The following is a 21,736-nucleotide window of genomic DNA, read 5'->3' as shown; positions in this document are numbered from 1 at the left end:
GCTGGCTCTATCTGGTACGTTCGGCAAATCCAGGCCACGGTATACAACCGGTATCCGGGTAAGCTGGCCGAAACTCTCGCACTGCGCTTCGAGCGCCGCGTTCAGCCCGGCAGTATCGAGGATGGGCGGGCGAAGTCCATGTGCGATCGCCCTCAGTCTCCCCATGGTCTCGTCCGTCAAGACGACGGCGTCTTTCAGCCGTGAATCCGCATGACCGGAAATCCCGGCGAACTCCCTCCGGGTCAGTTCCAGGTTTATCTTGAGCGCCGTAAGCGCTTGACCGGTATCGTCATGGAGGTCTCGAGCCAGCCGGCTCCTCTCCGTTTCCTGCACGTCGATCAGGCGTCTGGAAAGTCTCCGTAATCCTTGCGCCTGCTGCCTGAGCGATGCGGCCATCTCGACATTCTTCAGCGCCAACTCCACCTCGGCGGCCAGGATCAGCAGTCGTTCCTTCTCTTCGTTGCTGAACGGCTCTTCAGACAGTTTGGCGCCCAGGGCCATACATCCCTGCCAGCCGGCGCTTCCACGGAGAGCGGTAATGAGTTCAAACCCGGACTCTTTCACGCAGTCTTCGGCTTTTGCCTCGTCGATTTCGATTAAGGGCTTTGGAACCGGCGCGTTTCGTAACGCGCATTCGATTTTCGGTGTTGCCGAATTGATATGTGATTCACTGGCCACCCTTACCTGACCGGGCACGTCGCTGATGCCGTACCAGGAAACGGACAATGATGCTCGAGCGCCGTTGACGAGGTAGATGGCCGCGCACGAGAGATCCAGTCCGTCCAGCAGCTCCTGTCCGACCCTGCTGACCAGCACGTTTCGATCTTGATAACGCGATAGCGATCTTCCGAGTCTGAACAGACGTTGTCTATTCTCAAACTCCCTGCTGAAGAGATGTCGATCCATGAATAGGACGACGGGTTGCTTTATCCAAACCCATCCGCCAAGGAGGACCAGTGTGAATCCCGCTGCAGTACACGCGACCAGGAGGTCGGACATCGTCAGATCCACCGGTATTGCGGAAACCGCTTCATGGAGCACGATGAATATCCCGAAACACAGAATGAGATTCGCACCCTGGTTGGCGACGACATACATCAGGCTCCTGCCGAACAGGAATTTCAGGCCGAAAACCCGATGAGCCAGAATCGCATAGGCAAACGAAAGGGGCAAGGCACACTGCAGTCCGATACGGATTATACTGTCGAGGAACCAGACAGTCGCGGGTAGCATCGGACCCTGTAGTGGCAAAAGCCCCCACGAAGCCAAAAGCGTGCCCGGCTTGGTTGTTATCCACAACGGTGCGAGGACGAGGGCCGCCAGGAAACCAACCTCGATTACATGCAGGCGCATCCTCTCCTGTTGATGCGCAATGGATCCCTGGGCGAGAAGAAGGCATCCCGCAATGGCCATGATAAGAAGGGGATACGTAGGCTCCGGGATAGGCTCGACGATACTGTAGACCAATCGAACCATTGTGTTGTCCCATCCATAGGTCAGCCTGTACACGTAAACGAGGCTAAATGACGCAGCGGTCAATAGAACTGACAATACGACCCAAGCTCTTTTTTGAAACCACAACCCAAGTATTGTCGCAGTTGGAAAGACCGACAGAATCCGAAACATGAGCATGGCCTTAAGCGCCGTTGTCGAGGTAACGACAAATATGCTGACTGACAGGATCCAGTCCGGCCATCCAGCGATCATCGGATGAAAAGCATGTGTGGAAGAAAGCGCCGTAACGAGAAAGAGCAACGCACACAGGAAGGCGACCGGATTGTGCGGACTTCGAAAACCCATCCACGTTCCAAGGCACAGCAGGACGCTCGGGTAGATCAGGTACGGGGCCCGCTGGAACCAGGTCATCGCCCCTGCGCCCATTTCGATACTCTGTCCGTTAACCGCGAGGGAATATCGTACCTGTTCTTCGGCCTCGAGCGTCAAGGTCCCGGTGTGCGATACGCCGTCACGACGCCAGGCGAGTTTGAGTTCGTCGCCGGGCCTGCTTCGCAGACGCGCCTGGAAATAGGCCTGCGGATGCGAACCCAGATTCACGCCGTTCACGGATATGATCACATCACCCGGCCGCAGCCCGGCCCGGTCGGCAGGGCTGTCCGGTACCACCTGGGTTATGGAGATTCCGCCGTCTTTGCGGACCTTGACGAGATGGAACCACGTGCCCTCCTGCAGGTTACTCGCCGCACTTCTGGTCAATCCTTTGGTCAGGATCATCTCGTTTCCGAAGAACCGAATGCCGGGCGACCAGTGCTCTATCTGCGCGTAGCGTACCAGCGTCCATACGACTAAGCCGAGATGCAAACACAGCAACATGATCAGCGTACTCAGAATGACGTAACGCGAAATCAGGGTCTTCATCGGTTTCTGATCCGAGTTGGTCGAGTTTCGGCCGGTTCCGGTTAATGACTCAAAACCGATCGGCTATCGTCTTGCTCCACGACTTGAGCATCTGCTTCTCATTTCGCAAACAGTCGTTCAATATCGATAAATTGAGGGATTAGGGTACTAGTATCTAAGCCGGATCTGGCCCCGTCGGGTAAAACAGATGAGCATGATTAACTGCCACGGAGGTCAATCCGGAGGAGGTCGGAGGCCTGGCCGTGGACGCGTGGACCGCGTATGAAGTCTAACTCTTCCGAAGCCGATACGCCTCGCCGGCCAGCACAGGTACGCTGCCGCTCACGTCCAGGGACGCGGCGAGCCGTACGTCTTCTTCGTATCCCCTGCCGATTAACTCTTTTCCGGAACCCGATGCATTCAGGAGAGATGCCAGGTTGCCTTTAAACTTGTCGAATACGGCGGCCGCGGTTTCGGCTTCCGGTGAACGGGTGCCTTTCAGCGCATGAATGATGGCTCCCGCGCCGACCAGGTCTTCAATCGCGGGCCTGAGGGTCCGCTGTTCCTTCCAGCGTTCTCCCGCAGGGATGATACTGATGCCGGTTTCGTACTGCTGCAAGACATCGGCAAGGACGGTTGCGTTTCTGAGGCATCCCGCGAATGTCGGGATGTCGCCGGTCGACAGGGAGAGTGTAGATCCGTTGGGAGAGGGCAGGACCAGGGCGGTACCGGCGGGTATGTCTACCAGGGAAGAAGGGGACAGCGAATATCCTCCACCCTCGAATTCCCGGGTGGAGTTGGCCAGGAGCGCGTGATACGACCTGGCATAGTCCGCGGCGGTATGGTCCCTGGTACGGTAAGGGTAGACTATAGCCCCATTGCCCACGGCGATGTCCACGCTGGTGGAAAAAGACAGGACATCGACGACGACTACGGCCCTGCTGCCGGGCAGCAGGGCCGAAAGCCCTTCGGCTCCCCACTCGCATCGGATATCGAACGTACTCTGGTCATAGTACATCTTGAGCGCTCGGCCATCTGGTATCGTCCTTTAACTTGGGAAACACTAAACCCGACAATTTAACGGAGACCATTGAAGGGAATCAATGATTATAGAGAGAGTTCGTTCCAGAACCGGGGGCTGATTCCTGCCCGAAACCGGGGATCAAACGCCGGACTCCTCCTCGCCGATGGTTCTCTTCAAATATCTGTTCAGTTTGTGCGTCTCGTATCTGAAATCGTCAATATGCCTGGCTATTGTGGACAACAGTATCACGACCTCGCGAAGATCCCCGCGCAGTTCATTCAGTAACGCGTTAATCTGCTGCGCCTCGGCGTTTCTCATAAACTCTCCTGACCGGATGATGCAACCTGACTCAGTCCCGGAATCCATCGATTAATGAAGCTTGTAATTTCTATATGATGAATTTTTATAGTTACTATAAATATAAGTCAATGTATTTATTTTTGACGCGTGGACTTCGTCACTTCGTCTAAGTCGCCGCTTCCAGCGTGAAGGTCTCTCTGCCATCCAGGCCGGATACCACCGGGTAGGTCTTCACGGGCGAACTACCGCTCTTCGGGACGTAGCGCACGTAGGGCGGGAAATAGGCGTATAGCGCCGTGTTGCGCGGATGAGGGGACTTGTTGGGGCCGGATCCGTGTACCATCAGGCAGTGAAAGAAGAGCGCGCTGCCCGCCTTCAGCGGCACATCGACCTGCCGCGCTTCCTCCAAGCCGTTTTCGTACACCAATTTCGCGTCCTGCGCCTGCGCGATGAGTCCCCAGTCTTTCAACTCCCCCCTGTGGCTCCGCGGGATGACGTTGAAACAGCCGTTCTCGGTCGTGGCATCGTTCAGGGCGACGCTGACCGTCACCAGCGCGGGCGGGTCGATGGGCCAGTAGGCCGAATCCTGATGGGGCGCGTGGGCGGAGCCGTGAAAGGCGGGCTTGAGCATCAAGGTGCTTCGGAACAGCAGCAGGTCGGGTCCGAGCAATTCACCCAATACCCGAAGCAGGTTCGGGTGGGCCGAGAGGTTACGAAAAAACGCCGAGACCTCCCGTGTATCTTCGATTTTCCTCAGCACGGGCAGGCCGTCCGGCCGGTTGACGCCATCGGCGTACGGCTCGCGTTGAAAACGCGCGAATCCCGGATCTCCGGCGGTCTCGAGTTCCGCGGACAGCCGGTGCAGGCGTTCGATTTCCTCGCGGCACTCGGCCAGTTCGTCTTCCGATAACACGTCTTCGACGATCAGATATCCCTCTTCCTCAAAAAAGGCCTTCTGTTCAGCCAGACTCGCCATGGTGCCTCTCCTGTCAAATCCCTGCCATCGATTCAATCAACGGTCCTGATCGTTCTGCCGCCGGTTTTCCGTCACGATGAGACGGCGCCGGCCATGCCGACCGCTACCATGCCGACCGCTACCATGCCGGTTCCGTCCCGAAAACCGGTTTAGATACCCTTTCGCCGGTCCGTACACCCAATGCGCAAACGCGCCAAGGCCGACGAGGTCGCATACAAAGACGGGCAGGCGGTAGACCGCCACCTCGTCGTAGCGGAGTACGGCGCCGCTGGCCCCCATGGCGGCAACTAGGAACGAGAAGGCCACAAGCCGCCGTGCGTCCCGGTCCCTCGCCAGCGGGGCGTACAGGATGCCGAGCAGCGCGGTATGGAAGATAAGGAATCCCGCGTAGCCATTTCTCGTGGCCTGGGCGATCTCCCATTCGTACCTGTATTGCCAGACGAGCAGGACGTGGGCGAATACGATCAGCGCGACCGGCAGCATGTAAACCCGTCGGTGGCGGCTTGCCGCGACCAGGACCATGTTCGCAGTCAACCCGGCATAGCCGATGATGGCGGCAAGAAAGGTGATTGCCTCGATATCCACTGTTCGCGACCTGGCCTACGGGGTTTCGGAAACTGGAATACGCATGCGATGACCGATTTAACCCATCTTTTTAATGCATCTTTTTCAGCAGTTCGGAGTCTAATAGAGTAAGTACAGGCAGGAATCGAAACACGTGACGAGATCACGGCCATGATCGATGGCCTGCCAATAGTCATAGGATTGATATGACTCCGGCGTCCCGCGGGAGCATATCCATCATACAGCGACGGCATACCTTGCCGCTTCCAACGCGGTCGCCCTTATGCCGTCGCTTTTCTTTTTTCCAGATCCTGCGCATGTGACCCAGATCCTGCGCATGTGACCTAGATCCTTCGCATGGCAACCGACTTCGCGCCGGGCAGCGTCAGGCCTTCCTGTTTTGCCCACTTCATCAGTATGTCCCAACCGTCCTGGGCGCGGCCGCTGTGGGCGTCCAGGGGCCGGGTGTTGCTCCGCCCGCGTACCTGGCGGATATACCTCTTGTTGTTGACCAGTTCGATGGTGAGGACGCGGCGGGTGTTTCCCGAACTCAGGTACCCTACCTGCATGGACCAGATGGACCTGTGACCGTTGGCGCACGAGGTCTTGTAGGACGCCACGCAGTGTCGCATGGACTTGCCTTCTTCCATCAGGGCGCGGTCGTTGAGGATTTCCTCGATCTTCCAATTGCGTATCTCGCCCGCGCTTTCGTCCTCGTCCACCCATTCAAAGCCCCGGATACCGGATGACGGCCAGGTTTTGGGTGTCTTTGCCTTCGCTTTCGACAGCGCGTTGTGCCAGGCTTCCACGCGTCTCAATATGGAGTCCGGCGTCCGTCCCTTCATCGTGAAACCCGGCTCGGGCGGGTCGATGGGAGAGACGCTCCCATCCGGATTCCGCCGCTCCTGCCTTACGAACCGCTGGTGATGAATGTAGTCTACAATGGGGCCGACGTGGGCCACGTCGAGCATGGGATTGTTCACGAAGAAGTGCAGCACGGTCTCCCAGAACGATCCCTCGTCGAAATGCTCGCCGAGCATCGAATCGCAGACCGCTTCGGCCAGCAGGTCATCGCCGCCCATTCCCACCACCTGCGCCCATCGGAGCGCCGCGTCCACGGTGTATTCGGACGGCGCGGAAAGCGCGAAAACATGGGCCATTCGCTTGGTCAGACGCACCGGAATGCCGGCCTTCCGGATGTTCTTGCCCGTGCCTACCTCCACGAACCAGTGCTGCCGGACCCTGGCCCCGTCGTCCAGGCCCATGAAGAAGGCGGTGTCCATGCATTCGGGCACATCGTATTCTGCCAGAAGATGGCGGGCCAGCGCGCCGAATTGACGGCGGCCGTTATGACTGTCCGGCTGCCAGTCCGCGGCCTTGCGCTTCCACCGATCGTGCCACGTGGCCAGCGCGGCCAGCGCGTCCATAAAGTTGTTCCGGGGCACCGGTCCGTACCGGGGCACGACGGGTTTCAGGTGAAACAGCCTTCGATCTCTTTCTACGTGCAGGAGGAGTTCAAGAAAGGCCGCACGGGCGGATGGATCGTTCAGCTCGTGGTGAAACAGATGGTGAACGCGCAGCAGGACGGGGCTGGTCAGTTCCCGCGCGTCCGCCTGGCCCGCGGCGATTCGCTTCAGGGTGTCCCTGCGCCTTCGCTTGTGCTGGCTGGCCGTGGACCTGGCGGCGAACTTCCGGTTACGCAGCTCTCGGTCGAGACGGATCTCCTGCTGCCGCTGCGTCTTGCTCTTCTGCAGGCCGTCCCCGACGCCGTTCTCCCGGCACCAGGCCCGGTAAGCCGCTACCGAACCCAGACCGAGAGCGGCAATGTGGGCCTTGAGTTCGGCGTCCTTCCGGTGCCGGTCCGAGGTCTTCCGCGCCTCGGCCAGTTCCTGCCGGCGCTGGAGCAGAGTCTTGTTCAGGCGGGCGTTGAACCCGTTCTCGCGGCACCAGGACATGTAGGCTTCCACCGTGTCCATTTGGAGCGATCGAATATGCCGGCGCATGGGCGCGCTGAGGCGAGGATCGGAATGGAGACTTGTTGCAGGCATGATCAGTCCAGTGGTTCGCGAACCGGCCGGTAAAGGCCGCATTTTACCGTATCGTATTCCCGAAGGGTTCAGTTTAGGGACGTATACGCAATGTCTCGAATGGCTTCAGCATACCGGCGTATACACAATGTATATACGCTGCGGTCTTTCCGGTACACTTTCACCGGGACAAGCGGTTGCAGCTCCTTTTTTCCCTTTTACCGACGCCATCGACGCCATCGACCGTCGAGGTGTCGACCCTCCAGACCCTGCTCACCGGCCGAGCCGGACCGAAAGGGCGACCTCTCCGGGCTCCAGGCAGACCGTGTCATTACAGGCCTGGTAGTACAGGGTCGCGTACAGCCGCGTGTCTTCCGGTACAGGAACCGCCTCGACGACGAGCCGGGCGCGCAGGCGTATCGCCCCTCGATAAACCTCCAGCGGACCATCGGCGAAGGAGAACCGAATAGCCTCCCCTTCGGGATACGTGAGCGCGTCTACCTGAATAGGCACGTCCGCGTTGAAGGTCACGGCCGTGGGGACCAGTCCGGGCAAAGAGGCCGGGTTGGCGTTGATATGCCAGCCGTCCGCGATGCGGATCGATACAGTCGCATCGAAGGCGTCCCCACCCGCGGCGGCTGCCTCGAGATGCGCCTCGACCTTGGCGCTATCGTTGAAATCCGCTCCAGTCCGCGCTACGCCGGTTCCCGTGACCGTCTCCTGCATTAACACATCCGCGGTGGCATCTCGTCCATCGTGGACGGCACGTCGCCGGCTGAATTCCCGCTCGCCGTAGAGATGATTCCGCAGGGCCAGGATCATGGAGGTGAAACGGCCGGGGTTCTCTTCCATCGACGGGGCGAAGGCTTCGAACAGACGGGCAGCCCGGGCGCGATAGCGGGTTTCCCCCGTGTGGCCCGCCAGTGCAAGCAGCGCATGGGCGGCCATGGCATTGCCGGAAGCCCGGGCACCGTCGTAGGGATTACGGGTACGGACGATGAGATCCTGCTCGTCGCTGGTGAAATAGTATCCACCCGCGGCAGAATCCCAGAAGAGGCCGTTCATCCGGTCCGCGAGTGACCGAGCTTCGGCCAGCCAGCGGTCGTCCTCGGTGGCCTCGAACAGCCGCGTCAATCCCCGGGCAAGGTAGGCATAATCCTCCTGGAACGCTTCCCGTCGCGTCTCGCCCCCCAGATAGATACGACGCAGGCGGCCCTCGCCGTCGCGCAGCCGTTCGAGGATGAATTCCGCGGCGCGCGTCGCCCTATCCAGATACTCCCGTTCTCCCGTCACCAGCCACGCATAGGCGTACGCGTCGATCATCTGTCCGTTCCAGGCGGTGATCACCTTGGCGTCGACCATCGGAGGGCTGCGTTTCGCGCGTACCGTCCTGAGTTCGGACCGCATAAGCTCGAGATCGGAACGGAGCCGGACGGAATCCGCCTCTCCCCGGATGTAAAGGACAGCACCTTTCGCTGCGTCTTCTGTGGGGCCTTCCGCCGCGTCTTCTGCGGGACCTGTGGACGCCCTTTCCGGGTTCCCCTGCCCGGTGCTCCCGGCAACTGCGTCGGGCATGGGCGCCAGGCCGTAGTTCGCCAGAAAGGCGTCTGAGTCCGCGCCCAGCGTTTTCCTGATTTCCGCCTCGGACCACAGGTAGTATCTGCCTTCCACGGCAGCTGTCTCGGAATCCACGGCCGAGTAAAACGCGCCTTCGTCGCCCGTCATCTCCCGTCCCAGGAAATTGAGCACGTCTTCGGCGACAGCCCGGTAGACGTCCCTTCCGGTAACGTCGTAGGCCAGCAGGTAAACGCGAGCGAGATCCGCCTGGTTGTACAGCATCTTCTCGAAGTGGGGGATGCGCCAGTCCGAATCCGTGGCGTACCGGTGAAATCCGCCACCGACATGGTCGTACACGCCGCCGTTCATCATGACATCCAGAGTGTGGGTGGCCATGGACAGCAGGGTTTCGTCGCCCGTCCGTTCGTATTCGTTCAGCAACAGTTCGAGGCGCATGGGCGGCGGGAACTTGGGCGCGGGGCCGAATCCCCCGTTTTCGACGTCGTAACGGGTCCTCATATAGGTCAGGGCGCCGGCCACGATTTCCTCGTCGACGGCGGCGGATCCGTCGATGATCGTGGACCCGTCCCCGGCAACCAGGTCCTGCTGGAGCGTCCGGATCGCCTCGGCGATCCGGACGGCCTGTTCGACGAGGTCGCCCCGCCTGGTGTTCCAGGCCTCGTTCAACAGGTTCAGTACGCGCGGGAAACCCGGCCGGCCCGGCAGGTCCTCGGGAGGAAAGTACGTGCCTGCGAAGAAGGGTTCCAGGTCGGGTGTGAGAAATACCGAATTGGGCCACCCCCCGCTGCCCGTGACGAGCTGCGTGGCCGTCATGTAGATCTCGTCGATGTCCGGACGTTCCTCGCGGTCCACCTTGACGTTCACGAAATGGGCGTTCATGACGGCCGCGATATCCGGGTCGGAGAACACCTCGCGTTCCATGACGTGACACCAGTAGCAGGTCGAGTAGCCGACGGAGAGGAAGATGGGTTTTTCCTCCCGCCGCGCGCGTTCGATCGCTTCCCTGCCCCAGGGATACCAGTCCACCGGATTGTTGGCGTGGCTTTGAAGATACGGGCTTATCTCATCGGCCAGCCGGTTCCGGTAAGGGTCGGATTGGTCTGGCCGGTCCGACCCCGAACCGCAACCCGGTCCCGACAGTCCGGCGAGAAGGATGCATACGACGAGGATGGCGCAAGCGGGGATGGAGGAAACACAGCGAATCCGGGCCGTGTATGGCGGTATTCCGAGCATCATGGATAAACCCGCCCTGGTCTGCTGAGTAGTAATAACCGGGCGATGCGCCACGCACCGGGGTGTACGCAAACGGACGGATCTCGGAAGGTCTGCCGAAAGACGGAAAAGCGGGAATCCCTAGATGTGGATCGCCGCGCCCTCCACTCCGGCGGCGGCCTCCATGACCAGTTCCGACAGCGTGGGGTGTGCGTGTATGGTCTTGTGCAGTTCCCGGGTGGTCGATTCCAGCGTGCGCGCGGTGCAGATCTCCGCGATCAGTTCGGTGGCGTCCGCCCCGATGATGTGCGCGCCGAGTATCTCGCCGTACTTCGCGTCCGCGATCAGTTTCACCATGCCGTCCGTCTGGCCGACGGCCACGGCCTTGCCGCTGGAGCGATAAGGCATCCGGAACACCTGGATTTCACGCCCTTCCGCGGCCTGGGTCTCTGTAAGGCCGACGCTGGCGACCTGGGGCTGGCAATAGGTGCACGCGGGTATGTTTTCTCGATCGATGGGCGGCGAAGGATGGCCCGCGAGCCGTTCCACCAGGTTGATCCCTTCCGCGGAGGCCTTGTGGGCGAGGAGGGGCGGCCCCGTGACGTCGCCGATGGCGTAGACGCCGGACACCGTGGTCTGGCACTGCTCATTCACCTTGATGAAGGCCCGGTCGGTCTCGACGCCGAGTTCCTCCAGGCCGATATCCTCGATATTCGCGTCGCGCCCGATGGCCAGGAGCGTGACGTCGGCTTTCAACGTCTCTTCTTTTCCGTCGACGGTTACGGTTACCGATGTGCCGTCCGAATCCGATTCAGCCGACTCGACGCGCGCCCCGGTCTTGATCCCGATACCCAGTTTCGCGAAGCTCTTCTCCAGCGTTTCGCTGATTTCCTCGTCTTCCACGGGCAGCAGGTGGGGCAGCATCTCGACGATCGTGACCTCGGTTCCGTAGGCCGCGTAATAGTAGGCGAACTCCACGCCGATCGCCCCCCCGCCGATGATGGTCATCGATCCCGGCGGCTCTTCGATCAGCATGGCCTCGGTACTGGTGATGATCCGCTTTCCGTCCACCGGAACAGCCGGGATCGCCTTGGAGCGCGAACCCGTCGCAAGGATAATCGAACGGGCGTTTACGGTCTGCGTTTCGCCCTTGCCGATCGTCACATCGACGGAAGTGGCCGAAGCAAGGCGGCCGTGGCCGCTGACGAGATCCACCTTGTTCTTCTTGAGGAGGAACTTTATACCTCCGGCGAGGGTGTCGGCGGCCTTGCGGCTGCGCTGCACGGCCTTGCCCATGTCGAACTGGAGGTTGTCGCAGGAGATGCCGTAGTCTTCACCGTGGCGCATGGTCAGGACGAGTTCGGCGTTCTTCAGCAGCGCCTTGGTGGGAATGCAGCCCCAGTTCAGGCACACGCCGCCGGGTTTGTCCTTTTCAATCACAACCGGCTTCAAGCCGAGCTGGGCCGCCCGAATCGCCGAAACATACCCGCCGGGCCCGCCGCCGACCACTGCCACGTCGTAGATATCTGATGCCATGTCTTACTCCGGAAAATGAATGGATTCCAACTGCCCCGAAAGCGCTGGTATAACTAACGTTCAAGGGCCTGCATGTCAAGATAATTCTCTTGTCTGCCATGACTTTACGTTGTATCATGAAAAGGAGCGAAAGACCGATGGAGACGGGCCACAGACCACGCGATACGGCAGCCGGCCATATGACCCCAGACGCCATTTCCACGTCCATTACCTCCGGGCGTGTCACCGAACTGATCTCGGGACTGGTTTCCATTCCATCGGTCACGGGAAGCGAACAGGCGCTGGGTGACATGCTCCACGGGCATTTCGAGGAGATCGGTCTTTCCGACGTTCGCCGGATTCCGGTGGAGGATTCGGGCGACAGCCTGGCCGTGCGGATTCCCGGCCGCGGAAATGGCCGCGGACACGGCCGCGCCTTCATGCTGAATTTCCACCAGGACACCTTCGATGCGTGTGACGGGTGGGAAACGGACCCGTGGTCGCCCGTGGTCAGAGACGGATGCGTGTACGGGCTCGGCGCCCACGACATGAAGGCGGGGGCCGCGGCCGTACTCGCCGCGGTGGAGGCCATCGTCCGATCCGGCGTGGAGCTGGCCGGCGACTTGATCGTTTCCGCCACGACGGACGAGGAAAACTGGTCGCGGGGCGCCCATGCGCTGATCGGCAGCGGGCTGCTCGCGGGGTGCGCGGGATGCCTCATCCCCGAACCCACGCCGCCAGGGCGACTGCGCGTCGGTTCGCGGGGGCGGCACGTCATCAAGGTCGACCTGGCGGGCAGGACGGCCCACGCCGCGTACACGGGCGAGGGCGTCAACGCGGTCCATGACGCCGCGACGATCATCACGGCGCTGAACCGGATCGAACTGGGCTGGAACGAGGAATACGAACTCGGCGGCACGATATGCGTCATCGAAATCAGCGGGGGGAGGAACCTCATCCTCGTGCCGGAACACGCGCAGGTCGTTCTCGACAGGCACATTCTGCCCGGACAATCGATCGACCAGGCCGCTCGGGACCTCGAAGCACTGATCCGGTCCCTGTCGATCGAGTCGCAGTGGCGCGTCACGTGGGATGACCGGCCCACGCCCGCTCCGGCGCCATACATCGTGGATCCCGATTCGAAGTTCGTCCAGTCCACCCGGAAGCGGGTCGAGGAGCAGCTCGGCCGACCGGTGCGTTACGCCCTGGCGCGAAGCGTGGCCGACACGAACCACTTTGCGGTGACCGGAGGCATCCCGACGCTGGTGTACGGGCCCGAAGGGGGAAACACGTGCCAGGCCAACGAGTATGTCAGCATAGAATCCACCCTCCGTGTCGCACGGGCCTACTGCGGCATCGTCGTTGACATGCTGGGTCTTGCCCGTTAGGACATCATGTTTCAACGCCTGCTCGCCCTCGCCCTGATCGTCGTGATCGCGATCCTGCTTGTCCGGACGATCGCGAACTGGTTCAACCGGGGCGGGTGGATCGGCCGGGGACAGACGGAGATCCGGGGCAACTGGGAGGTGGTCGAACCGCTGGGTAGGCTCGGGCGGGCCGCCGACAGAACCATGAAATCCACGTTGCGGCTGGAAGAGGAGGATGAACTGCGAAAGGTGGCGGTGCTGTTCGACGTGGCGCACCGGGCCGTCCGGGATCTTTCCCTGGACCCCGCCGAGCTGCGGCCCCTGGCCGACGAGGCATCAGAGCCCATTCGCGCCGGGCTCTACCGGGACGAGGCCGTCCATGCGCCCGGATGGCTGCTGTACGCGGCGGACCGCGTCCAGGACGTCCATCCCGATATGTATTCTTACGAGGTCAAGCGGATCACGCTGGCGGCCTACCGGGAGATCTTCCCAAAGGACGCCGGAACGGACCTGCCCCCGGAAAGGACCCTGGCACCGGTTTCGTATGGTACGCCGCCGGATATCGACGACCGATACCACCACCTTGGCAGCCTGGGAGCGGAATACGTCCACGACGTGGCGTATGTCTCCCTGCTCGAATGTCCGGTCGAATCGCTCCCCGGTGGCGCCATGCTGCCCCTGTTGCGGTTGTTGTACGAAACGGAAGGCGAACCGGCGCAGGACGACGGAACCCCGGTAGAAGAGCTTCTGGCCCGGTACGGCGAACGGCTTTACGCGGCGGCCGTCCACTGCATGATCCGGCCGGAATCGACTAAAACGGATAGACCCACCGCCTATTCGCCCGCGCTGTTCCGGCTGATCGGTACATGGCCCCGGTCATCCGCGGAACCGCTGTTTCGCGCGGCCCTCGAATCGGGTTGGAACGACAGCGTCCGCTTTCTGCCTGACGCGGGATGGGCGCAAGACCTCAAGGCAGTGTTCGGAGACAGTCCCTATGGCGCGCCCGCGTAGGCGGGCGGACAGCGTAGCGATGATTACGACGGCGCCATGAAGGACGGGAGATGACCGTCATGCGTGTTTCCACGAAACCCCTGCCCGGATTCGGCATGGAGATCTCCGGGGTCGATCTGTCTGTACCGCTGGAACCGGCCGTCATGCGGGAGATCCTCCAAGTGTTTCATGCCCATGGACTGATCGTGATCCCCCACCAGGAAATGACCTTCGGCCGTTACGACGCGTTCACCAGGGAATTCGGCAGGCAGAAACCCCATTTTCTGGACCATTTGCGCCACGAAAACCACCCGGCCATACTCAACCTCTCCAATATTTTCGAAGAGGAGCGACCCATTGGCGTTTACGAGGGCGCGGCCTTCTGGCACACGGACGTGGCCTACCAGGACCCGCCCAACAGCTCCACGGTCGTGTACGGCCGCCAGTGGCCGGAAGGCGGCTGTCCGACCTACTTCGCCAACCAGATGGCGGCCTACGACGATCTGCCCGCGAAGATGAAAGACACCATCGATCACCTGACCGTCCTTCATCACTACGGCAATCGAGCGGACACGAACGAGGAATCCGCAACCTCGGCGGAAAAACTGACCCTCGACCAGAAGGACCGGGTCGAGAACGTCTACCATCCCCTGGTCAAGCGCCACCCGGTGACCGGACGCAAGGCGCTCTACGGCGTCTGCGGCAGTTCCTTCGGCATTGTGGGCATGCCGGATGACGAGGCCTGCGAACTGCTGGATGAACTGGCCGCCCACGCGACGAAGCCAGATTACCTGGCGGAGTACGACTTCCTTGTGGGCGACGCCGGGGCCTGGGATACCTTTTCGACCCTGCACAAGGCCACGGTACTGCAGCCGGCCACCGGTCCCCGGGACAGCCGCCTGCTCTGGCGAATCAGCGTGACCGGCCTGCCCCCGGTGATCGAACGGGAGCGGGCGGCGAAGAACTGAAAGTCACCTTCGGGTCTGTAACGAGCACGAGTGGGATTAGCCGCATGCCGAGAAAAAACAAGCCGGACAACACCCTGAAAGAAGACAGACGGCGGGCGTCACGCAAGCGCCGCCACGGGGCGCCGCCAAAACAGGTGGACGGGATTCCGGGCGATCTCACGCATATCGTTCCTGTCCAGGGCGTCGGGGGCCGCCAGCCCCCAGAGGGACGGATACTCGGCATCGATTTCGGTGAGCGGCGGGTCGGAGTCGCCGTGAGCGATCCCGCCGGGTTGATCGCCCAGGGCCTGGAAACGATAGAAGTGAAGAACACCAGCGAATCTCTGGCGTCCATCGCGTCGATTGTGGAGGCGGAGCAGGTCCTCGAAATCGTCCTGGGCCTGCCGGTCAACATGGATGGGACGAAGGGAGAAATAGCCGAGAAGGTCGAAACCTTCGCCGGCCAGTTGCAGAACCGGGTATCCTGTGCGGTACGGACCTGGGATGAGCGGATGACCAGCATCTCGGCCCGGCGCGCCATGAACGAAATGGGCATGGGGACGCGGGGAAACAAGGGCAGCCTGGACCGGATCGCTGCTACGCTCCTGTTGCAGAACTACCTGGACTACCGCCGCGGGGCGGCGGACGAAACGGAATCCCGCGATTGAAGAAACTACTTCTCGCTGTCGTCGTCCTTGCCGTTTTAGCCGGAGCGGCTGCGCTCGTGACGGCCTACCGGTACCTCACCTCCGCGGTTGCCCGTGACGACACCGTGCTGTACATCATCGAACCCGGCACGACCCTGTCCGAAGTCGCCGCGCGGTTGGAGGAGGAGGGGGTCATCCGGCACGCCGGGCTTTTCAAGATCCTGGCCCGGCTCAACGGCGCCGATCGCGGGATCAACGCCGGCCGGTACGAGATCGAGCCCGGCATGGACGCCGCCGAGATCCTGGACATGCTGGTTTCGGGCCGGATTACGACGGACCGCGTTACCATCCCCGAGGGCTTGACCATCCAGGAGACGGCCCGCATCCTGCAGGCCGGCATCGGCATCGATTCCACCGCCTTCGTCGGCCTTGCCGGCGATTCGGCGGTCGGCCTTGCGCTGGGGGTCGAGGCGAATACGCTCGAGGGGTACCTGTTCCCGGCAACCTACCGCTTCTACCCGGAAATGTCTGCGGAGGAAGTCCTGAAGGCGATGACGGATCGCTTCCGAAGCACCATCACGGAGGCGTACCGTACCCGGGCGGACGAACTGGGTTATACCGTCCACGAGATCATGACCCTGGCCTCCATCGTGGAGCAGGAAGCGCGGGTTGCCGCGGAGCGAGACACGATTTCGGGGGTGTTTCACAACCGGCTGCAAAGGGGCATGCTGCTGGAGGCCGATCCCACGGTGAAGTTCGGCATCGGGAGGCCTGACATGAGGCTATACGAAAAACACCTCTCCCATCCTTCGCCCTACAACACCTACGTACACGCGGGCCTGCCTCCCGGACCGATCTGCAGCCCCGGAGAAGCGTCCATACACGCCGCGTTGTATCCCGTGGAAGTGGCCTACCTCTTCTTCGTGGCCAGGGGAGACGGCAGCCACATCTTTTCCATTACCAACCGGGAACACAACCGCGCGAGAGCCCGGGTCAAACGTCAGCAGAGATAGCCCTGAGCAGGGATGGACCCGCCGAAGAGAGACCCGGCGAAATGACGCTTGGTTGGGTACCGTCTGGTGGGATGACACCAGGCCGAACGACGCCGGTTCGACACGCACCCGGCTGGACGAACCCGGTCGTCAGACCGCCGTGTATCCTCCGTCGACGAGCATGGTGTGACCGGTTACCATGGCGCTGGCATCGGACGCGAGGTAGATGATCGAACTGGCGATCTCGTCCGGTTCGGCGAGCCGGCCCAGCAGGATCTTCTTGATATTGGCCCGGAATCCCGGGTTCTCCATAGCCTTTTCCACCATGGGCGTGCGTGTCATAGTCGGCGCCACCGCGTTTACGGTAACGCCGTGCTCCGCCCATTCGGCCGCCATGGACTTGGTCAGCGTGCACACGCCGCCCTTGGCCGCGGTATAGGCCGCCCGCAACGGACCGCCGACCACGCCCACCTGCGAAGATACGTTGATGATGCGTCCGCCTTTGCCCGCTTCGATCATGTGCGCGGCGAGGGCCTGGCTGAGGAAGAAGACGCTTTTCAGGTTCACGTCGATGATCTCGTCGTATACTTCTTCGGTGACTTCCAGCACGGGCATGATCCGGTTGCATCCGGCATTGTTGACCAGGACGTCGATATGCCCCGTCTCGGCCAGGACCTGCTCCACGAACGCGCGGATCGAGCCTACCTTGCCTACGTCCACCGTCTGAACGACGCAGCGGCGACCCATCGAGCGGACTTCGGAAGCCACTGGTTCCAGGTCGGCCCGGGTCCGGCTGCCGATCACCACGTCGGCGCCAGCGCGGGCGCCCGCCAGCGCGACGGCCTTGCCGATGCCCTTGCTCGCACCGGTGACGATCATGGTCTTACCTTCCAGGGAAAACAGGGATGTATCCGGCATAGCATCCTCCATGACACGGGGGTCGACAGGCATGCAAACGGTGTCCGGGCGATGACCGGCGGGTTTCCGGGCGATGACTCGCACACGGCGGTGAAGTGTATATCCGGGACGGAATTTCGTCAATCGAATTCAGCCGTTCCGGGACAACGGGGCGGCGCGTTTGCCCTTGCATCCGACCCCCGCGCCGGTTAACTTGAGCCGGCGTGGCAGGACATGCCTTCAGCCAGGGTCACGGCGGCCGGTTCAGTGGGTTCGGGAAGCCGGTTTGAATAGGTTCCGCCATGTTCCGTTCCTCAAGGAATGCGCGATCAACAGACCATAGAAAGGGACGTACTGCACGAAACGGACCCAGATCTCCTCTTCCCAGGTTTCGGTGAGTACGAACCCGATCGCGACATGGTATGACAGGGCGGCCAGGCCCGAGAGCAGGACCCACGCCGGATTGGGATACAGGCAGAGGAAGGGAATGACCCAGACCAGGTACCAGGGCTGTACCGTGGGCGTGAGCAGGAGATAGCCGCCAAGCAGGATGAAGGCGGACCGGAACGGGTCCGTTATCCTGAACGCGCAGAAGGCGACTAATCCGGCGAAAAGCGCGGCCACGATGACCTTGGACACGTTCAGCGAATCGGTCAGGAAGAAGAAGATCGAGAAGACGCTGTCGTTGAACCGCCACTTGTCGCCGTAGACAAGCAGTCCGCTGAAGAGGCGTGGTCCGGCGTCCATGTAGGGCAGGTAGAAGGCCAGGAGCAGGACCGGAAGCAGCCAGAACGGCCTGATACGGCGAATCCGGCGGTAAAAGGCCGGGACAAGCATGACAGTGAACCACTTGGCGAGCATGGAAAGGGAAAGCCAGGCTACCGCGCGGGTGGGACGATGTCCGTCGATCGCCAGCAACGCGGCGAGCATGAGCACCACGGGCAGTGAATCGTTGTGTCCGCTGCCCGCGATTTCGACGAGGACCAAGGGATTCCAGGCGTAGATGAGCACACGCTCTTCCGGAAGGCTTCGACGGCGGAGCATCAGGATCGTGAGCACGATTACGCCCACGTCGCACAGGGTGAAGAGCAGTTTCATCGAAGCGGGACTGTACCACAGGTATGCGGCCACCGCAAAGGCCGCCTGCATCAGGGGCGGATAGACCGTAGGGACGTCCTTGTTGTTGATTCCCAAGTGGAATTCATCGCGAAGGTGGGCGATCTCTTCGCTTTCCGGGGCGTACACATAGGGATTGACGCCCTGAAACTGCATCTTGGCGTCCCACAGGTACCGGTGGATGTCATCGGAAAGGGTCGGGGGACTGAACTGGAGGATGACACGGCAGAAGACGGCCACGGCGAGGATGAACCAGAGCAGTCTCCGATCCGGCGGTGTGTCGGATCCTACCTGGCGTGCGACGGCGACGGCGTAGACGATGAAGGCCGCGACGAAGGGGACCCAGAAAAGCAGCAGGGCGTCGGGCAGGGCCACCCACACGGACAGGGGATCGGGCAGGATCTCGTTGGGGTCGAACAGGCCGGATCTCAGGTCTCCGATGGAGGCTATGCCGATGCAGGCCGCGATAAGCAGAAGTCCTGTAATCGCGATCCGGCCGGGGAATCCGGAAGGGAATCTGTAAGCAGAATCGGACATGTATGAGCTATCTTTCGCTGATATTCATTCTCCTGTATTTCCTGGTCCTGTTCCTGCTCGCGGTCTACGGCGTGCACCGTTACCTGATGGTGTATCTGTACTACAAATATAAGGACCGGGCACGGCCTGTAAAGCCGGAACTCCCGGGAGACGCTGCCCCCGCGGTTACCGTGCAATTGCCCCTCTACAACGAGCAATACGTAGTGGAAAGGCTGATCGACGCCGTCTGCCGGATCGAGTATCCCCGCGATCGCCTTGAGATCCAGGTACTGGACGACTCCACCGACGAAACCCGGGACCTGGCGGCCCGCTGCGTCGAACGCTACCGGGAAGCCGGGTTCGACATTCACTACCTGCACCGGACGGCGCGCACCGGATACAAGGCGGGCGCGCTGCAGGAAGGGCTGGACGTAGCCCGGGGCGCCTTCATCGCGATTTTCGACGCCGACTTCATCCCGCCGCCGGATTTCCTCAAGAACACCATGCACCTGTTCCGCGACAAACGGGTGGGCCTGGTTCAGACCCGGTGGTCCTACCTCAACCGGGGCTACTCGCTCCTGACCCGGGTCCAGGCGATCATGCTGGACGGCCATTTCGTCATGGAACACGGCGCGCGGAACCGCTCGGGCAGGTTTTTCAACTTCAACGGAACGGCGGGCATCTGGCGCCGCGAGAGCATCGAGGCCGCGGGCGGCTGGCAGCATGACACCCTGACCGAGGACCTCGACCTGAGCTACCGGGCGCAACTCAAGGGCCAGCACTTCGTATTCCTCGAAGACGTTTCCACGCCCTCCGAGCTCCCCGTGGAAATGAACGCATTCAAGACCCAGCAGCACCGTTGGTCCAAGGGGTCCATACAGACCGCGAAGAAGATGCTTCCGAAGGTGTGGTGCAGCGCGCTGCCCTTCCGCTACAAGCTCGAAGCGACCTACCATCTCACCAACAACATGGCCTATATGCTCATGCTGTTGCTTTCGGTGCTGATTTTCCCGTCGATCGTAATCCGGGTGCAGGCCGGCTGGATAAATTCCTTCTGGATAGACCTGCCTTTTCTGTGCGCGGCCACGGTTTCCGTTTCCCTCTTCTACCTGTTCGCGCAGTTCGAGATCAACCGGGACCGATGGAAGCGGTGCCTCTTTTTCCTGCCCGCGCTCATGTCCATCGGCATCGGCATCTGCCTGAACAACACGCGGGCCGTCCTGGAGGCGCTGCTGAACCGCAAGTCGGGTTTCCAGCGCACGCCCAAGTACGGCATCCTCGGCGGAGCGGACCAGACGGACCGGTGGCGCCGGTTGCGCTACAGGGGAATCCGTACCTGGCTCCCGGCGCTGGAACTGCTGTTCGCCCTGCACTTCGGCCTGTTGATCTACTACACGGCCATCAACGGAATCTACCCCTCCATCCCCTTCCTCTTCCTGTTTTTCGCAGGTTACCTTTATGTCGGCGTGGCCTCCCTGTGGCCGCGGACAGCGAGTCAAGGATAACCCATGGAACGCGTGATTGGTGTCTTCGGGTTGTTTGTTCTCGTGGCTATAGCCTGGCTGCTGTCGGAGAACCGGCGCCGTCTGAACTGGCGGCTCATCGGAAGCGGCCTGGGCCTGCAGGCCCTGCTGGCCCTGCTCCTCCTGCACACCGCGCCGGGCCAGCTGGTATTCGACCTGGCCCGCCTGGCCATCAACAAGGTGATCGCCTTCTCCAACGAAGGGGCCCGCTTCGTCTTCGGCGACCTGGTGGAAACCGCGCTGTTCGGGTTTTCCGTGCTGCCGATGATCATATTCGTGTCCTCCATCACTTCGATCCTGTTCTACCTGGGCTGCATCCAGTGGATCGTCCGGCAGATGGCGAGAGTCATGGTACGCGTCATGGGCGCATCGGGGTCGGAGTCCATGGCGGCCGCGGCGAACGTCTATCTCGGCGCCTCGACGGCGCCGCTTGTCATTCTTCCCTACCTGAAGACCATGACCCGCTCGGAGATCATGGCCATGATGACTTCCGGCATGGCGACCGTGGCCGGCTCGGTACTGGCCGCCTATGTAGCCCTGGGCGCCGACGCGGGCCACCTCCTGGCCGCATCGCTCATGTCGGCGCCGGCCGCGCTGGTCGTCGCCAAGATCATGACGCCCGAGACCGAGACTTCCCGCACCCTGGGCGTGGTGACCGTAGACGTTCCGAAACCGGGAGTCAACTTCGTCGACGCGGCCTGCAGCGGCGCGTCGGACGGGTTGAGACTGGCCTTGAACGTGGCGGCCATGCTCATCGTGGCGATTGCTTTCGTCAGCCTGTTCAACTGGGCGGTAGGGCTAGCTCCCCACCTGGGCGGCGCGCCACTGTCCCTCGAGCGTATCCTGGGTTGGGCCTGCGCGCCGCTGGCCCTGCTGATGGGCGTGTCCTGGGAAGACGCCCAGGCGGTGGGCATGCTGATCGGCAAGAAGACCATCCTGAACGAATTCCTGGCCTACCAGGACCTGAGCACGATGCGGGAACAGCTATCGGAGCGTTCTTTCACCATCGCCACCTACGCGCTGTGCAGCTTCGCAAACTTCGGGACCATCGCGATCATGATCGGGGGGATCGGCGGATTGGTGCCGGAGAGGCGGAAGGACATCGCCCGGTTCGGCATCCGGTCCATGATCGGCGGCGCCCTGGCCGCCAACATGACCGCCACCGTGGCGGGCCTGCTGATGTAGTTGGA

The 21,736-nt window shown here is 61.7% G+C and carries 17 protein-coding genes; 7 read left to right on the top strand and 10 right to left on the bottom strand.

Features of this window, described 5'->3' with window-relative positions; translation table 11 throughout:
* The 8 genes from OXG98_01610 to lpdA form a co-directional block, all read right to left on the bottom strand.
* Positions 1-2,376 (bottom strand): PDZ domain-containing protein (locus tag OXG98_01610; GenBank protein MCY3770710.1); only part of this gene is annotated, 2,376 nt, incomplete at its 3' end.
* A 268-nt stretch (positions 2,377-2,644) separates the two neighbouring features.
* Positions 2,645-3,373: a 2-phosphosulfolactate phosphatase gene (locus tag OXG98_01605; protein ID MCY3770709.1), complete on the bottom strand. Its 729-nt coding sequence runs from the start codon at positions 3,371-3,373 to the stop codon at positions 2,645-2,647.
* A 144-nt stretch (positions 3,374-3,517) separates the two neighbouring features.
* The gene (locus tag OXG98_01600) at positions 3,518-3,697 is read right to left on the bottom strand and encodes a hypothetical protein (GenBank protein MCY3770708.1); all 180 of its coding nucleotides are present in this window, start codon (positions 3,695-3,697) and stop codon (positions 3,518-3,520) included.
* 148 nt (positions 3,698-3,845) lie between these two features.
* The gene (locus OXG98_01595; GenBank protein MCY3770707.1) at positions 3,846-4,655 is read right to left on the bottom strand and encodes a phytanoyl-CoA dioxygenase family protein; all 810 of its coding nucleotides are present in this window, start codon (positions 4,653-4,655) and stop codon (positions 3,846-3,848) included.
* A 36-nt stretch (positions 4,656-4,691) separates the two neighbouring features.
* A complete protein-coding gene (locus OXG98_01590; GenBank protein ID MCY3770706.1) occupies positions 4,692-5,240 on the bottom strand; it encodes a hypothetical protein in 549 nt (182 codons plus the stop codon).
* Positions 5,241-5,563: 323 nt separating this feature from the next.
* On the bottom strand, positions 5,564-7,267 hold the full coding sequence (locus tag OXG98_01585; protein MCY3770705.1) for a PcfJ domain-containing protein: 1,704 nt from the start codon (positions 7,265-7,267) through the stop codon (positions 5,564-5,566).
* 252 nt (positions 7,268-7,519) lie between these two features.
* Positions 7,520-10,060: a DUF255 domain-containing protein gene (locus OXG98_01580; protein ID MCY3770704.1), complete on the bottom strand. Its 2,541-nt coding sequence runs from the start codon at positions 10,058-10,060 to the stop codon at positions 7,520-7,522.
* Positions 10,061-10,177: 117 nt separating this feature from the next.
* Positions 10,178-11,572, bottom strand: a complete 1,395-nt coding sequence (lpdA, locus tag OXG98_01575; protein MCY3770703.1) for a dihydrolipoyl dehydrogenase — start codon at positions 11,570-11,572, stop codon at positions 10,178-10,180.
* Between the two features lie 179 nt (positions 11,573-11,751).
* Here lpdA and OXG98_01570 point away from each other — a divergent pair, with 179 nt between their 5' ends.
* Genes OXG98_01570 through mltG form a run of 5 tightly spaced genes read left to right on the top strand, consistent with a single transcriptional unit; the run spans position 11,752 to position 16,515 of the window.
* Complete coding sequence (locus tag OXG98_01570) at positions 11,752-12,939, top strand: M20/M25/M40 family metallo-hydrolase (protein MCY3770702.1); 1,188 nt, start codon at positions 11,752-11,754, stop codon at positions 12,937-12,939.
* Between the two features lie 6 nt (positions 12,940-12,945).
* The gene (locus OXG98_01565; protein ID MCY3770701.1) at positions 12,946-13,929 is read left to right on the top strand and encodes a hypothetical protein; all 984 of its coding nucleotides are present in this window, start codon (positions 12,946-12,948) and stop codon (positions 13,927-13,929) included.
* Positions 13,930-13,979: 50 nt separating this feature from the next.
* The gene (locus tag OXG98_01560; GenBank protein MCY3770700.1) at positions 13,980-14,876 is read left to right on the top strand and encodes a TauD/TfdA family dioxygenase; all 897 of its coding nucleotides are present in this window, start codon (positions 13,980-13,982) and stop codon (positions 14,874-14,876) included.
* A 44-nt stretch (positions 14,877-14,920) separates the two neighbouring features.
* Complete coding sequence (ruvX, locus tag OXG98_01555) at positions 14,921-15,523, top strand: Holliday junction resolvase RuvX (protein MCY3770699.1); 603 nt, start codon at positions 14,921-14,923, stop codon at positions 15,521-15,523.
* Positions 15,520-16,515: an endolytic transglycosylase MltG gene (gene mltG / locus OXG98_01550; protein MCY3770698.1), complete on the top strand. Its 996-nt coding sequence runs from the start codon at positions 15,520-15,522 to the stop codon at positions 16,513-16,515. The genes ruvX and mltG overlap by 4 nt, the downstream gene beginning before the upstream one ends.
* 129 nt (positions 16,516-16,644) lie before the next feature.
* Here the strand turns inward: mltG and OXG98_01545 are convergent, their stop codons facing one another.
* On the bottom strand, positions 16,645-17,445 hold the full coding sequence (locus OXG98_01545) for a glucose 1-dehydrogenase (GenBank protein MCY3770697.1): 801 nt from the start codon (positions 17,443-17,445) through the stop codon (positions 16,645-16,647).
* A 210-nt stretch (positions 17,446-17,655) separates the two neighbouring features.
* Positions 17,656-19,044 (bottom strand): hypothetical protein, encoded by a 1,389-nt coding sequence (locus tag OXG98_01540; protein MCY3770696.1) that lies wholly within the window; start codon positions 19,042-19,044, stop codon positions 17,656-17,658.
* Between the two features lie 2 nt (positions 19,045-19,046).
* Between OXG98_01540 and OXG98_01535 the strand changes: the two genes are divergently transcribed.
* Both OXG98_01535 and OXG98_01530 read left to right on the top strand, forming a co-directional pair.
* Positions 19,047-20,528 carry a glycosyltransferase family 2 protein gene (locus OXG98_01535; GenBank protein ID MCY3770695.1) on the top strand — a complete coding sequence of 494 codons (1,482 nt, stop codon included), beginning with the start codon at positions 19,047-19,049 and terminating at the stop codon, positions 20,526-20,528.
* 3 nt (positions 20,529-20,531) lie between these two features.
* Positions 20,532-21,731, top strand: coding sequence for a NupC/NupG family nucleoside CNT transporter (locus tag OXG98_01530; GenBank protein ID MCY3770694.1), 1,200 nt, complete (start codon positions 20,532-20,534; stop codon positions 21,729-21,731).
* The last annotated feature ends 5 nt before the right edge of the window (positions 21,732-21,736 follow it).

The organism is Gemmatimonadota bacterium (assembly GCA_026706345.1).
Lineage (GTDB): Bacteria > JAAXHH01 > JAAXHH01 > JAAXHH01 > JAAXHH01 > JAAXHH01.
Note: the sequence above shows the minus strand (reverse complement) of the source record. Positions and strands in the feature narration are given on the sequence as shown.